This is a genomic window from Vibrio palustris, from assembly GCF_024346995.1.
Lineage (GTDB): Bacteria > Pseudomonadota > Gammaproteobacteria > Enterobacterales > Vibrionaceae > Vibrio > Vibrio palustris.
In genome coordinates, this window is sequence record NZ_AP024887.1 from 824,893 (window position 1) to 839,415 (window position 14,523).

General features: G+C 40.5%; 12 protein-coding genes. 10 read left to right on the forward strand and 2 right to left on the reverse strand.

Annotation, left to right across the window (positions count from 1 at the left end):
- Positions 1 to 7: 7 nt before the first annotated feature.
- The 4 genes from OCU30_RS04070 (at position 8) to OCU30_RS04085 (ending at position 2,738) form a co-directional block, all read left to right on the forward strand.
- Entirely contained in the window at positions 8 to 763 is a 756-nt protein-coding gene (locus tag OCU30_RS04070) for a hypothetical protein (RefSeq protein WP_235861806.1), read from the forward strand.
- Entirely contained in the window at positions 738 to 1,265 is a 528-nt protein-coding gene (locus OCU30_RS04075) for a hypothetical protein (protein ID WP_235861807.1), read from the forward strand. The genes OCU30_RS04070 and OCU30_RS04075 overlap by 26 nt, the downstream gene beginning before the upstream one ends.
- Before the next feature lie 188 nt (positions 1,266 to 1,453).
- Entirely contained in the window at positions 1,454 to 2,521 is a 1,068-nt protein-coding gene (locus OCU30_RS04080; RefSeq protein WP_077311707.1) for a tetratricopeptide repeat protein, read from the forward strand.
- A gap of 13 nt (positions 2,522 to 2,534) precedes the next feature.
- On the forward strand, positions 2,535 to 2,738 hold the full coding sequence (locus OCU30_RS04085; protein WP_077311709.1) for a hypothetical protein: 204 nt from the start codon (positions 2,535 to 2,537) through the stop codon (positions 2,736 to 2,738).
- 620 nt (positions 2,739 to 3,358) lie between these two features.
- Here the strand turns inward: OCU30_RS04085 and OCU30_RS04090 are convergent.
- Together OCU30_RS04090 and OCU30_RS04095 are read right to left on the reverse strand one after the other, a co-directional pair.
- Positions 3,359 to 5,917: an AAA family ATPase gene (locus OCU30_RS04090; RefSeq protein WP_077311711.1), complete on the reverse strand. Its 2,559-nt coding sequence runs from the start codon at positions 5,915 to 5,917 to the stop codon at positions 3,359 to 3,361.
- A 327-nt stretch (positions 5,918 to 6,244) separates the two neighbouring features.
- Complete coding sequence (locus tag OCU30_RS04095; RefSeq protein WP_031815184.1) at positions 6,245 to 6,499, reverse strand: helix-turn-helix domain-containing protein; 255 nt, start codon at positions 6,497 to 6,499, stop codon at positions 6,245 to 6,247.
- Positions 6,500 to 7,296: 797 nt separating this feature from the next.
- Here OCU30_RS04095 and OCU30_RS04100 point away from each other — a divergent pair.
- From OCU30_RS04100 to OCU30_RS04125, 6 genes are all read left to right on the forward strand, one after another.
- Positions 7,297 to 8,241, forward strand: a complete 945-nt coding sequence (locus OCU30_RS04100) for a D-2-hydroxyacid dehydrogenase family protein (RefSeq protein WP_077311713.1) — start codon at positions 7,297 to 7,299, stop codon at positions 8,239 to 8,241.
- Between the two features lie 292 nt (positions 8,242 to 8,533).
- Complete coding sequence (locus OCU30_RS04105; RefSeq protein WP_077311715.1) at positions 8,534 to 9,382, forward strand: hypothetical protein; 849 nt, start codon at positions 8,534 to 8,536, stop codon at positions 9,380 to 9,382.
- A 387-nt stretch (positions 9,383 to 9,769) separates the two neighbouring features.
- Positions 9,770 to 10,504, forward strand: a complete 735-nt coding sequence (locus OCU30_RS04110; protein WP_077311717.1) for a S1 family peptidase — start codon at positions 9,770 to 9,772, stop codon at positions 10,502 to 10,504.
- A gap of 228 nt (positions 10,505 to 10,732) precedes the next feature.
- On the forward strand, positions 10,733 to 11,866 hold the full coding sequence (gene solA / locus OCU30_RS04115) for an N-methyl-L-tryptophan oxidase (protein WP_077311719.1): 1,134 nt from the start codon (positions 10,733 to 10,735) through the stop codon (positions 11,864 to 11,866).
- Between the two features lie 190 nt (positions 11,867 to 12,056).
- Positions 12,057 to 13,208: a 5-methyltetrahydropteroyltriglutamate--homocysteine S-methyltransferase gene (locus OCU30_RS04120; RefSeq protein ID WP_077311721.1), complete on the forward strand. Its 1,152-nt coding sequence runs from the start codon at positions 12,057 to 12,059 to the stop codon at positions 13,206 to 13,208.
- A 574-nt stretch (positions 13,209 to 13,782) separates the two neighbouring features.
- Positions 13,783 to 14,511 (forward strand): gluconate 2-dehydrogenase subunit 3 family protein, encoded by a 729-nt coding sequence (locus tag OCU30_RS04125; RefSeq protein ID WP_077311723.1) that lies wholly within the window; start codon positions 13,783 to 13,785, stop codon positions 14,509 to 14,511.
- Positions 14,512 to 14,523 lie beyond the last annotated feature (12 nt).

The window sequence follows — 14,523 nt, forward strand, 5'->3', positions numbered from 1 at the left end:
GTCGAGAATGAGAACAATCAGCTTATTCCACCGACGAATGAATTACTCTTCAACTACAGAAAGTCGTGTAAAATGCGAACACTCTCTTGCGCATTCTCTCAGGATTACTCCTCCAACTAATGCCAAAATATCCAAGAAACTTGAGTTCAATGAGGAGCTAAGCCAACACAATTTCATCTGGATAAACAACCATATTTCTCCTCTGGAATCTTGGACTGAAACTGAGCGGCTTGAACTCTTGTATAAGATTGTCCCAGAGCCACGTGTTCACAACCAGTTAAAGCTTCAAACACAGCAGCGCCAGTATCGCCGCAAAATGAAAAACGCAATAGATAGTGAAATTAAAAGTGGTAACACGGATGCTGCTAAGTTTTTGCAGAGTATTTTAGAAACTGATGGTCATGTTTCGTACTCCTCTATTCAGAAGTTTTCTCTTCTGACAATGCAGCGCAAGAAACAGCGTCTCAAGATGCTAGAGACTTATCTGAATGCTCACAATCAGCTACAACACAGAGCGCCGACTAATAACATATTCATCCAAGAAGGGATTTTTAAGATCCCTCACAGATGGGAGGTTGGTAGTGATCTGGTGAATGCTTCGGATTATATCGAGTTCACTCGGCTATTCCTTGTTCATTATTTCCCAGACTATGAAATTAAAACAATTATTTGCCATGACGATGAAAGGGATAAAAACCAAAACACAGGGTGCCACACACATTATTTTTTTATCTGCGTTGAATCAAAAAACCAACAAATTTGATCTTCACAAACGCCAAATACAAGTTGTGAGCGAATACATAGAAAAAGTTACAGGGGTAAAGGATTTCTTTCCTAGTAACTCAAAGTTGACCCGTAAAGAGACGCAAGACCTTGGGCATTACTTTCAACGAATGGTTCAGCATTTTGCGAATGAACATTTGTGTCGTTCAAAGGGCTTGCTAATTGAGTTTTCTACTGAAACAGAAAGGAGATCAAAGCAGCGTAAAGAAATGGATCAGCAAGCAAAACTTCCAAAAGGCCAAAGAAGAAACAACTTAAATAACTACTTGCTCAAAAGACAAGCAATACAACGAAAGGAACTCGCGAGTGATATTGAAGCAGGAAGGAGTGAACTAGACGGTATTAAAACGCAAGTTGCTATTTCTACAGGCGAAAACGAAATGATCAATGAACTAAAAAGGCAAAATAGCCGAGATATTTCTGCTGAGAAAAAAGAAATCGTTCAATTGCGTGCTGAAAGGCACGCCCTCTTTCGGTGTTAGGAGTTGACATTACCAATAATTATTAATATATTTTCCTCAGGGTTAGCTTCCCTGTCGCATGATTCTGTCAAAAGGCGACACTTTGCACTAGTTGCGCTAGCTGAAAATTTGGAAAGATTTGAAAGCCTAATGTGGAGACAGGACGGGGCTTTATTACCTTATTTTCAACTAATTGCGAGAGTGCAACTATGAACCTATCTACTAGACAACCAAGACACCTCAAATACAAAGACTCTGAATTGCGTAGTAATCAACGCTTTTTGAGAGACTCTTGTTTATTCCTACCAAATGGTAAAAAACTCCACGAAGTCCGTTCAACGAATGTTGATATCGACGAATACTGTTTGAGTCTTTTCGGTCAAACCGAAGCCTCATTAATTGAAGAGTTAAAACGAAACATCATTAAACAACATGAAAACGCTGTGGATGTAAGAGCCAAAGCTCAAATGATGATTAACAGCCCTATTTTCAGTTATGACTCAATCAATATTAAGCTTGCATTGCGTGAGGTGGAAAAATTACTAAAACCTTGTGCAAAACAAGAGTATTTAGACTCAATTTATGAACTTGGGTTGCTCTACATGGAGCATGGAAGCCTACTTGGAAAAGGCGAAGCTGATTATTATCCTTTAGTTAAAAAAGCTGTAAAAAAGGGACACTCTGATGCACCGTACAACCTAGCCGTACACCACTTAAAGAAAAAAGAATGGGTTGAGGCTGAAGAACTCCTCTTGATCGGAGCTAAAAAGGAAAATTGTTCTTGCTTAAATAAACTAGCTGAAATGGCAGAAGAAGGTGTTACAAATAGCTTATCGAAAAGTGATGCTGCGAGATATTACGAAAGAGCAATGAGAAAAGGACTTCCATACGCTGCTATCAATTTAGCTAGACTCGTTTTTACTGGAGAAGACAAAAAGCATAGTGTTCAAGATGCTGTTTCCTTTCTTGAGGAGGCTGCAAGGGATGGTGAAGTCAAAGCTATGTGTCAACTTGGTATTATTTACGAAGATGGACAGTATGTTGAAGCTGATTTTAAAAAATCTCTTTCTTTCTATCAGCAAGCTGCTGATTTAGGTGACGCTAATGGGCAGTTTTTTCTCGGCTTCATATATAGAAACTTATGGGAAAAATTTGGTTTAGAAAAAAATCTATCTTTCGGTATCACGTTGTATCAAAAAGCGGCTGCACAGGGCCATCAGGAAGCTATTGCTAACCTAAACAAAGCTAATCTTTCTTCATTACTTAATCAATTTTGAGCAGGCCAATACTATGAGCAGAACTATTCAAGCACTTAAACTAATCACTGAAGAACTAGAAGATCAAGGAAAGAGAATTGATAAACTGGAACGCAAAGTGAGGAATTTAGAAATTAGGGATAAGGTCAGAGTTCAACGAAAAAAGCAAGTTGACGTAGCAAAGGAATATAACCTATCGCCATCAAGTATTAGTGAAATATCAAAGCATACTCACTAATAAAGAGTGTAACTTTCGGTTATTTTTAAGAATGAATGAAAGAGGAGTGACGACCCTCTTTCAAGTAATAAATAACCACCTAAATTTCGTTTTCCCTCGTAACGGAAACTAGGTTGGAGGCCGTTGCAAGCTATTGATACAAATGAAAGCATGTTACCATCGTATGTACTTACTTGTACCCTTTCGGGATAGATTAGAAATCATACTCAGCATTCGCTATTTACAGGTTTAACTCAAACACTTTGGGGCATTTTTGTGTCTTAGGCCAGTCGGCACTTTTATGGATATAAATCAACTAGTTACTTTGATAAGTTAGTGATTTATTAATTGCTTTTAGCATCACAAACGTAATTTTAATATAAGAAGGGGAAGTAAATGCATCTCTATGTAAATTTGAACTTTCAATTCTACAATAGCCAAGTGGCTAACATGTCATCTCAATAATTTAGCATCCAGAATTTTGTATACCTTTTATAGATACCATAGTGTAATTACTCTCTCATTTTCTCCCTTACCAATTGGTCTAACACTTTGAGATAGATTAATTAAGAGAGTTTAACGGTAAAACAAGACAGGCGCTTACAGGAGACATAGGGAGGTTATATCTCCTATTCAAACATTTATTTTCTTCTTGTTTTCAGGTTAGTAAAGTACTCATCAAGGTCTGCTACATCTTTTTCCAATTCATCAATATCTGGAAATGCACCAGCAACTTCCTCTGCCATATCATGTCCGTGCATATATGTACTGCACTTGCTCATAGCAGTATTAATGGTTTCAACATCTAGGTCAGTAATATCAGTTAGGTATCTGCAACTCTGGGTTTTTACTTCCCTATTGAAACGCTCAACAACACCACGAATCAACCATTCTTCGACAAGCCTTTCCCAAGTTTCTCGCATTTTCCCATAGATAAAGCCTGCTTTATGCTGATAGTCTTCTATGGATTCGTTGGCTGCTTTTCTAGCTCTGACTAACCTATCTTTGAGAAAACCTATTCTGCTTTGTGTTTTTAAAGCGTCCCAAGGTGGAGCATCGAGAGGAATGCCCGTAACACTCTTATTTCTAGTAACAGCTCTAATAGTTACATCGTCAGCAGTCTCTTGAATCATTTTCATGAAAGGTAAGTCATGAGTAAATACGATTACTTGTCTTGATTTTGCTGCCTCAACGATTCTCGTTGCGAATTTCAGCCTCCATATGTGATCAAGAGAATTTACAGGATCATCAAAGATGATTGCAGACTTTCTGCTATCGGTAGCTAACTCCGCGAAGAAGCTCGCTAAAGATATACACTTTTGCTCTCCTTCACTTGCAATATCGATAATGTTTGTATTGTTCCCTGAAAGCTGAATACTGAAGTTTTGGTTCCCTTTAGCACCTTTCGTGAGAGCATTAATCTTGAAGTGGTTAAAACCTAATTTTTCTAGCTCACTATTGAAAAACTCTTGCATCCGTCCTATCGAACCAGAGCTACATATCTCGTTATTTAACCTCGTAATAGCAGTTGTAGAAGTGGAGCGCTTAACCTTATCATAGGCGTCTCTTTGCTTAGCTTTCGCAATTTCAGCTTTAATTTGCTCTTTGACCGCTAAGATTTTCTCTTTGTCTTCAATCTCAAAGATTCTCTGCTGTTTAACCTTAATTGCAGCAGCTTTTGCTTCGTCATTCAGTACTACTTTCTCTGCTTCCTCCAATTTAGTTATGTAGGAGTTTAACCGTGTAAGTGCTACTGAATTTATTTCCTCTTGTTTAAATACAGGGGTGTCTTGTAACAAGCTATCAGATCTAGTTTTAAGTGTTAGAATCAGCGTATCAAACTGCGTACCTAACTCTGCATCCTTCTCTTTGATTTCATTGAGAATGGCGTCATATGGAATAGTAGAAAAACTTAAATCCTTAATTTTCTTAAGTTCTGTATTCCAATTTTTCAATGCAACATCTGCTTCTTTTTGCAACTCACTGCGAAGGTAAGTATCGAAAGAAGCTAACCGAGATGCAGTTGTATTATCAATTTCCTGTAGGCATGTTGGGCAGTGGTCACCTTCCTGTAGAGGAAATGTCTTCTTTTGTTCTGTATTTTCAATGAATAGTTTGGCCGCGTTCCACATCGTAAGCCATTGTTCGGAACCTATATTCGATACTGGTAGTTGAGAAAATGTTACAGAACTTAACTCAGCCGCAGCTAACTTGGTTTGTTCTTTTTTGCTGTATACAGCCTTATAGTGTTCCACCGACTTTAGATTTAGTGTATCAACTAGATTTTGTAAGAACTTTTGAAGCGGCACAGCCCGAAGTCTTCTTTTTTGATATCGGTCTTTAAGTGTTTGAGGAGAATTATTAGTCAGTTCAATAACTTCTTTTCTCAATTCTTGTAATTCAGACAGTTCTTTTTGAGTAGCACACAATAAATCTACGTTCTCAGGTTTTAACTGTGAGCTTATGACTAGTTTGCTTGGTGTTGTGCCTATATTCATTTGTGGAAGAACATGGACAGGTAGATAAGAGGTCTCTTCCTTTTTCGCCTTATCAGCGATGAAGCTACTCACTTTGAGCAACTCATCTAATAGCTTCAAAGCCGCTGGTTTGAAGTCCAAAGTATCAGTTTTAGACAGATAGTGAATTGATGATTGTGAGTCAAATACTCGAATAGACTTAAGACGAGGGTCTGGCTCCAATTGATTGTTCCATGTCACCAGTACTGGTTTACCATTTGACTCTATTTGAATTTCTGCCGATGGTATTCCAATTTTGGCAGCGAAGACGTTATGTTGTAGAGCAGGAGCTTCCCCCCTTGTTAAGCAGGCATTCTTCAATATCTTGGCATAACTCGACTTCCCAGCTCCGTTGTTACCATAAATGACAGTTAACCCTTTCGGTGAAAACTCGATTTTTTTCTCCGCAGCAAGTGTTGATATGTTTAAAGCATTACCAACAGAAATAAGTTTGTTTTCTTCAGCTTCTGCATGATATCCAGTTGCTTTAGCTCGCTGAGTTAATATCTCGTAATCTGGACTTTTGTCTTCTAAACCAAACTCCATCTTTGCAAGTATGTAAGCAGTTTCGAGTTCTTGATGTGATAGTTCGCCTAAAATCAATGCTTGGTTTAGAGTGTACCTCCACCAATCAGGCTTTCCTTTACTGTTTATTAGGTCACAGATTTTTGTTGCAATTGGCATAGATACTTCCTTCGCTGATGTGAATATCCATGATATTGCATATTATTTATAAAAAACTGATTATAGCTCAAATAAATAAATCCAACTGAGAACGCCTTCGACGCATATTGAACAATCAATAAATCCGATTTTTCACATCAAAGGTATAGTGAATGCCTAAGATTAGATTTTCTATGGGAGCTTGTGTTTGACTTCGCATAATCAAGTACTAAATCTAACAAGTTTCTGGGGCAGAAATAACCTGGTCGCGCAATCATCGATTTGCTAACTCGATGATGATTGCGAAAGAACAACTTAGTTATAGAGTTGGCTTTGCTTTATAGGATTTTACCAATCATCAGGGTCACGAAGCTTAGCCTGTTCACGGCTTACAGCTTTGTCTTGAATATGTAGCTCAAGATCTAGTGATGACAGCAGGCGCATCAGACTTTCGATACTGGACGAGGTAGGATCACGTTCAAGTTTCGATACCGTGGTCTGTTTTAGACCCACAATATCGCCGACTTTAGTTTGGTTGCGCCTTTGATTCCTGCGTACATCACGCAAGTATATCCCCAGTTGCTTAGGACTTGTTATAAGCATATCTGCCTCCAATCTAAATTAACCCCTGTAGGGGATATTAGCATTTTAACCCCTATGAGGGTTAAAGTTAATTTTAACCCCGCACAGGGGTAATCAGTAATAGCTAAGATTAAGAGGATTAGTTGACTGGGTAAGGATACTAGAAAATATTTCGGCTTATATGCTTGATGCTCTTGCTAAGTTCGATTGTTTTCGTATACTTATTGTGATTAACATTCGTCAACGTGACATTTGGTTGATGAACGTAGAAAGCTAGAAAATTCAAGAGATTGATATATATAGGTTTTCAAAGAGATGGGGTTCAAATCCCTATCTCTCCGCCATATTCGAAAAGCCCGCTGATTATTCAGCGGGCTTTTTTCGTTTTAAGCTAATAAAAAATGCTATCTATAAAACTCATAAATCGGTTTGCATATAACTCAAGAGCAGGGAGCAGCATACGTAGTGAGTTTGCTTTGTTGAGTGCGTGATTGAGACATATCGATAAATGTTCCCTACTTAGTTATATCTATAATTAGATTTTTCAATCTATTTATATTTCATTTAATATCCTTATGGTATCTGTTCATTTCGTGCATTTTTCTGCAAGTCTGGCGGCTTAAATGCCTAACCATCATCCGTATAGCACTAATGTAGGACGCGCTGGCTTTTAAGTGAAAGAAAACATTCCTATGGAACCTGTCGCCATCGAGAGAGTTTGAATCTGAGTGTTCGGTGTATTTCCATGATTTCGTTCAATACGTTCAACCGCTTCACAACGAGGCGCAAGGGCTAAATTTAGCTGAGGATTATGTGCCATGAAAATAACGATTTTAGATGACTATCAGGATGTGGTTAAAACCCTCGATTGTTTCGAGTTACTCGCCCATCACGACGTGTCCGTTTTAAACGAAACCCTGCCAGAATCGGAGTTGGTTACCAAGCTTAAAGGTACAGAGGTGCTTGTTTTAATTCGAGAACGTACTGCCATCACTGAGTCTCTTCTTGCTCAGTTACCTGAGCTTAAAGTGATTAGCCAAACCGGTAAAGTGAGCAATCATATTGATGTTAAGCTATGTGAAAAGTATCAGGTCAAGGTGCTGGAAGGGCGTGGCTCGCCGGTTGCGCCTTCGGAATTAGCATGGGCATTGATTATGGCGGCAAGCCGCTACATACCAACGTACGCAGCTAACCTGAAAAAAGATAAATGGCAACACTCAGGTGTGCTCGGTTTAGGTCGGACTTTACAGGGCTTGAAACTCGGTATTTGGGGTTATGGAAAAATAGGACAACGCATTGCGCAATATGCGAAAGCATTTGAAATGACAGTGATGGTTTGGGGGAGCGAGCAATCGAGAAACCTGGCACTTGAGCACGGCTTTGAAGCTGCAGCATCAAAAGAGGCGTTTTTCTCTGGTTCGGATATCGTGTCGCTGCACTTACGTTTGAATGACGTAACGAGAGCTTGTGTCACTGCTCAAGACTTGCGCTTAATGAAGCCAGATTCTCTATTGGTGAACATCAGTCGTGCAGATCTGGTGGAAAGCTCTGCGTTATATAACGAGCTGCTGGCCGTCCCCACTAAGAGAGCTGCCGTGGATGTATTTGACCATGAACCAGCAGCGCTTGATAACGAGCCTTTACTCTCATTACCTAACGTGACGGCGACGCCACACTTAGGATATGTCGAGCAGAATAGTTATGAGCGCTATTTCAAAATAGCCTTCGAGAATATTTTAGCGTTCGAGCGCGGTAGCACATAAATCAATATGATGAGGAGCGGGTTAGTGACTCCGGTGAGTGATTCTCGGATCTTGCATCATTTGAATCACTTATCTATAACTCCTAGTAATGAATCTCTTAGTAAACCCTATGCAAGCGATGCTCTGTCTTGGCCTTTAATCCCGCGCTGTGACTTTTGTACCCAGATCTTTATCTATTGAAACATTTGCCAATAGTCCGGTTATGTTTATGAATCTATTGGCAGAGTAGGGAGAAATCCGTTACGTTTATCGTTACGATAAATATAAACCAGATGCATAAGGATTAAGGGAAATGATACTACGTAGGTTATTCATTCAAGAATTGTCTAAAGCGCTCACGAAACCTACACCTGATAACATTCCTCGTGCTGGAGAAGAAGGTAAGCAGGTTAACTGCTACCGTGTGTATGTCACCGATAATGATGGTACGTATTTGGCCGATGAAGTCGTCGACAATGGTAAGCATCTCAATGTTACGGTATGGAATGAAGAAAAGAGAACGCACGAAGGCTGTAAGCAGCTTGATCTCCATGATTTAAAACAGATGAACTTTACCATCCATCATTTTCATGGTTTAGTCACATTCACCTATAACTCCCCACTTGATTTTTTAGTGCACGAGTTACCGCGTATTTATCAGTTGCAGTCAAAAATTGTGCACTGGAAGTCTGCCATTCCTCAGTTACTTAATTTTAGCAAGCAATACACCAGGCCTGATAGAAGTAAGGTACTGAGTGCGGTCATCGAGCTATCTGAAACCAACCATACGCAAACCTTAGATGTGACGCGAATTTTGAATCATATCTATGGGATGTATGCCATGGTACACCCGCAATACCCAAGCTTAAAGCAAGCCACATTGTTAGTGATGAAATCCTTGGCGGAATCAGAAGATATTGAAATGGTGAATCAATCTGAGTGCCGAATCCGAGGTAATGCGCTTACCACGATGGAAAATTTGCAGCTAGATGCCACAGAGCGAAAACGTTCTCAAATTACTATGTGGCTCACGATTATTTTTGCCATCACTTCATTATTTCAGTCCAAATTGGTAGTGACTGATTTATCTTTAAACCTAGATAGCATTATTACTACATTATGGTTGGGTGGCAAAGCCATCGTCAATTGGATGCTGTCTTAGGGGGAGGGTAAACACTGTCAGTGCTTTTGCAAGCGATTAACACCTACCCCCAATTGATGATTTTATCAGATAACTAAAAATAGGTATCACACCCCCTTCATGGTTAGTTTGGGTGTCTTTTTTGGGAGTAGTATCGCATTATCAATAAGTTACGAAGATATCTATTTACGGCATTGTCTCATTTGTAAGAATTGAGATTTTAAGCGGTTCTACTCCTTTCTGAGAGTTCGTTATACACCCAATTGCAAACTTTTCTCCGCTCTATACACTTCAATTAAGCCAAGTAATTAAGCCATTTGAAACACTCATTTTGGTGCTCTGGCGAGTCCGAGACGCGCATCTCTACAAACTTTTTATCGTTCACTAATTGAGCACATGAGGTGTCTTATGTTTTGCTGTCGAACCATTGCGTCTAAAATTTATCGTTTGGTTATATTAGGCCTCTTAGTATTGGTCACATCCGGGTGTGTCAGCAGTAATGGTCCACTGGCGAATGTGCAGGCCAATGAAGCAGCTCCAGCGATTAATTACGAAATGATCGGCATTCCGTTGTTGTATCACGGTTTTGGTTCGAGTGTGCCGATTACGCGAGATTTGAGCCTGACGGCTGCTCATGTTGCTAAGTTGAACTGGGCGAATGTCGTTGCTTATCACCCGCACTGCGATATTGCGATAGTGAAGGCCAATAACAGCAAAGCAGTACTGCCAGATTTGGGCTTGGTGTACACCAACGAAAATGTCACCACTTATGGCAAAGATGGCACCGGTAATTTACTCAAAGGCGAAGGTAAATACCGTTTAGATTTAACCTTTACCAACCACAGTTATTTTAAAAACTGCCAAGCCAGCGTGACAGATGCACCGGTTCGCGAAGGAATGAGCGGTGGTGGTACGTTTAATAGTCGTGGAGAACTGGTGGGAATTATCTCGGCGATGGCTAGCTCTAATACTCGCTTAGCCAATGGTGAAAAACTGCCTTACGATCGCTTAAGTTTATTTGTTTCTCTTAACCAAGTGCGTGGCTGGTTAAACCAAGAAGTGTCTAAACATTATGATACACAAGCAGTGGTACTGAACTGGAACCCATCGACTCAAGGTCAGTTAGCGAACAACGCACAGTAACGATTTATTATTGCCTTAATGACATGAAAGCCGCTCACAGTGTTGAGCGGCTTTTTTGTGCAACGAAAAAGCGGTTTTTGTTCGCTTGTGATAGCAAATGACGTACTCATATGGGAATGCTGGTAGATTCTTAGCTCACACTATATTGTTGGTTATTGGCATTGTGGTTGCAAACGAGGTGTAGAGTGATAGGCTCAAGTCTCGTTAAAGGATGAAGAAGGAATTATCATGCAATACGATGTGATTGTCATAGGTGCAGGATCCATGGGAATGGCTACGGGCTATTTCTTAGCAAAGCAGGGCAAACAAGTCTTGTTATTGGATGCGTTTGATCCTCCTCATTCTCATGCGAGCCATCATGGAGAAACACGCATTATTCGCCATGCTTACGGCGAAGGTAAAGATTACGTTCCACTCGCGTTGCGTGCGCAAACCTTGTGGGAAGAGCTGGAAAAAGAATCGGGCGAGTCGATTTTTTTGAAAACCGGCGTATTAAATATTGGTGAACGTTCGCGTCCATTCATCTCTACGCTGATCGCCAGCGCAGAAGAGTATCAATTACCCATTGATGTATTAAGTGCCGAGCAGGCTAACGCTCGTTATGAAGGGTTAAATCTTCCGCCTGAATTTATTGCGTGTCTAGAATCTACCTCAGGGGTGTTACGTTGTGAAAATGCGATTAATGCATATCGTCAACTTGCCTTAGCGCATGGCGCTGAATTACGCACGTATCATCGAGTCAGTGATATCGATGTGAGTAAAGAGGCTGTCACGGTGACGGCGAATGGACATGAATTCAGTGCGAAAAAATTAGTGGTATCTGTCGGTGCTTGGTCAAATGATATGCTGAGTATGCTTGATTTTTCCTTGCCAATTTCTCCGGTACGTAAAACCTTTGCGTGGTACGATGCGCCAGAGGATATCTACGGGGAAGGGCAATTTCCTGCTTTTTCTTGGGATATTCCTGAAGGGATTTTTTATGGCTTTCCTAGTATTGATGGAGCCGGGCTTAAAATTGGCCGTCATGATCAAGGTGAAGCGCATGAGCCGAATACGCCCATCGTGCCTTTTTCAGAATATGAAGATGCGGCAGATCTTAACCAACTATTGACTCGTTATATGCCGCAAGTTGGTGGGTTTCATGTTGGCAAAACGTGTATGTATACCCGTACTCCGGATGAGCATTTTATTATTGATCGTCACCCTAAACACAATCATGTCCTGATTGCTTCTGGATTCTCTGGGCACGGTTTCAAATTCGCCAGTGCCGTTGGAGAAGTGTTGACGGAGATGGCGTCAGATAAGGCACCGAGCTTTGATATTTCACTATTTTCTATGCAACGCTTTCAATCACAAGGTTGAGGCTTAAATTAGTATGATAAGCTAAATATCTCGCACGTTATGATGACTCTCTAACGTGTGAGATGCTTCTGAACAGTGACCTGAGCATGAGTAAATTTCATAATCAATATGCAAAAGCGTCACTATGTTTTTTACCTTTTCGACAGTAACTTATTGATATCAATTACTGTATTTAAAAGGTTTTCTCTGTATGTCTATTCAAGCCCCCTTTCGTGCCGACGTCGTTGGCAGCTACTTACGTCCAGACTACCTTCACCAAGCTCGTCGAGAGTTTTTTGCAGGAAAGCTGTCTCAAGAAGGTCTGACGGCAGTTGAAGATACCGCGATTACTGAATTAGTCGAAAAACAGAAAGCGCTCGGCTTATCTGTGATTACAGACGGAGAGTTTCGTCGTAGCTGGTGGCATCTTGATTTTATGTGGGGACTGGGTGGCGTTGAAAAGGTCAGTATTGGTGAAGGCTATAAATTCGCTAACATGAATGCGCGCGCGGAAAGTGCGGCACTAACAGGCAAAATTACTGGGCATGATCATCCTTTTATCGAACATTTTAAATTTCTTCAGCGATTTGCCGAAGAGGGAATTGTACCCCGTCTGACCATTCCGGCCCCTGCGCAATTTTTAAAAGAACTGGAGCGTGAACCTAACCTTGCTCAAACCCGAGCCATTTATCCTGACCGCGAGGCACTGTTAGCCGACATTGTTGATGCCTATCAAACAGTCATTCAAGAAGTGTATGCAGCTGGATGTCGCAACTTACAATTAGATGATTGCACGTGGGGAATGTTAACCGATCCGAAGTTCCAAAAGACGGCAGGACAGCTAGTGGATTCATGTGGATGTGGTGATGATCACCAAGTAGATACGCATGCCAAACTCAATGAGATCCTTAATACACATCTACGTATTAATAATGCAGCGTTAGCGGGATGTCCAGACGATTTAGTCCTCACCACGCACGTGTGTCGCGGTAATTTCCGCTCGACGTGGGCGGCGAGTGGCGGGTATGAATCCGTTGCTGAGGTATTGTTTGGCCAATTGAATGTGGACGCCTTTTACTTAGAATTTGATACTGAGCGCGCTGGCGATTTTACCCCGTTGCGCCACCTTGCTGAAGGTAAAAAGGTCGTACTAGGCTTAGTGTCATCAAAAGTGCCTGAACTTGAAGCGATTGATGATGTGATCGAACGCATTAAAGAAGCCAGCCAATATGTACCGTTAGAAAACTTATATCTCAGCACGCAATGTGGCTTTGCTTCTACAGAAGAGGGGAATGATGTGACGCAAGCACAGCAGTGGGCGAAGATTAAATTAGTGCAAGAGGTGGCTAAACGCGTCTGGTAAACAAAACGATAATAGTCATTCTTCTCGATAAAAAGGCGATCATTGATCGCCTTTTTTCATTTAACGATATCGTACCGTGTGTATTGGTGTTTTTTTGCGGTTTTTAGGTAGATTGATGATAAATAGTGAGGACTTTGATCTGACGAAAGGTTTATCTGTGACTATGCTTAGCAGTATCTTGGTTTGTAGCCATTATATTTACATTTAAATATTCATTAGATGTATGATTGAATAGATATTCATAATTTTAATTGCATTTTAGCGTATGAAATCACAGTTTTCTGTGCGTTAAGTATTAAATTGATACAATTTTGAAAACAAATATTTACAAAAATGTATCAACACGTTTAACCTCTACGCTGGTATTTATCCGTAGAACATAAGCTAATAAAAATTCTTATATTAATCGCTTATGTTAATGATCCACTTTGCCATATGGATGGATTAATAGGCAAAGTAAGAAAAGATTATTCGCTTCAATGATGCAGGTGAGTTGGTGAGTATGACCGACCAGATTAGACTGCCATTGATTAGGAATAAATACAATGACACTGGAATTAAATGGATTAGCAAAATGGCATTTAAACGTAATATTACACGACGTAATTTTTTAATGGCGTCCGTCGTCGCTATACCAATGAGTCAATTCATCCTTAGGGATGCATCTGCAGCTTATGTGACCGAAATGGCAGCGCCGGATCTTAACGATTACACCCCAACTTTTTTTAATGCCGATGAATGGAAATTCATTCTAGCAGCAACGGATTTAATCATCCCTGCTGGTGGCGAAGGAAAAGCGCCGGGGGCGCTAGAGACCAACGTTCCTATCTTTATCGATCAACAGCTTAAATCTGATGATTACGGTAAAGAAATCTATATGGAAGGACCGTTTTACACCAATCTTCCTAAAGAGAAAGGGTATCAAATTCCTTTCTACCCACAGAAAATTTATCAACGTGGTATCGATCTCACCAATCAATGGTGTCAGCAGACATTTAATAAGCCGTTCAGTGAACTAACGGCGAAGCAGCAGCAAGACACTCTGCAGAAATTAGAAGCCGGTACTGTCGACTTTACCCCATTTGGTGAAAATGACCTTAAGTCAGAACAATTTTTTGCAGCACTTCTTGATGACACCAAAAACGGTTATTTGTCGGATCCAATGTATGGCGGTAATAAAGGGATGAAAGCTTGGATTGCAATAGGCTTCCCTGGTGCGCGCGCAAGTTTTACTGAATGGGTAAAACAACATAACGTTGAATATCCATTAGGCCCTGTGAGCCTGCTTGGCGAACGCGCATAAACGACGATAACT

Bases quoted from the DNA above. Each gene is read 5' to 3' on its own strand.
- OCU30_RS04085 (WP_077311709.1), top strand. From the start codon at position 2,535: ATGAGCAGAACTATTCAAGCACTTAAACTAATCACTGAAGAACTAGAA.
- OCU30_RS04070 (WP_235861806.1), top strand. From the start codon at position 8: ATGAGAACAATCAGCTTATTCCACCGACGAATGAATTACTCTTCAACT.
- OCU30_RS04110 (WP_077311717.1), top strand. From the start codon at position 9,770: ATGTTTTGCTGTCGAACCATTGCGTCTAAAATTTATCGTTTGGTTATA.
- OCU30_RS04090 (WP_077311711.1), bottom strand. From the start codon at position 5,917: ATGCCAATTGCAACAAAAATCTGTGACCTAATAAACAGTAAAGGAAAG.
- solA (WP_077311719.1), top strand. From the start codon at position 10,733: ATGCAATACGATGTGATTGTCATAGGTGCAGGATCCATGGGAATGGCT.
- OCU30_RS04100 (WP_077311713.1), top strand. From the start codon at position 7,297: ATGAAAATAACGATTTTAGATGACTATCAGGATGTGGTTAAAACCCTC.
- OCU30_RS04105 (WP_077311715.1), top strand. From the start codon at position 8,534: ATGATACTACGTAGGTTATTCATTCAAGAATTGTCTAAAGCGCTCACG.
- OCU30_RS04080 (WP_077311707.1), top strand. From the start codon at position 1,454: ATGAACCTATCTACTAGACAACCAAGACACCTCAAATACAAAGACTCT.
- OCU30_RS04125 (WP_077311723.1), top strand. From the start codon at position 13,783: ATGGCATTTAAACGTAATATTACACGACGTAATTTTTTAATGGCGTCC.
- OCU30_RS04120 (WP_077311721.1), top strand. From the start codon at position 12,057: ATGTCTATTCAAGCCCCCTTTCGTGCCGACGTCGTTGGCAGCTACTTA.
- OCU30_RS04095 (WP_031815184.1), bottom strand. From the start codon at position 6,499: ATGCTTATAACAAGTCCTAAGCAACTGGGGATATACTTGCGTGATGTA.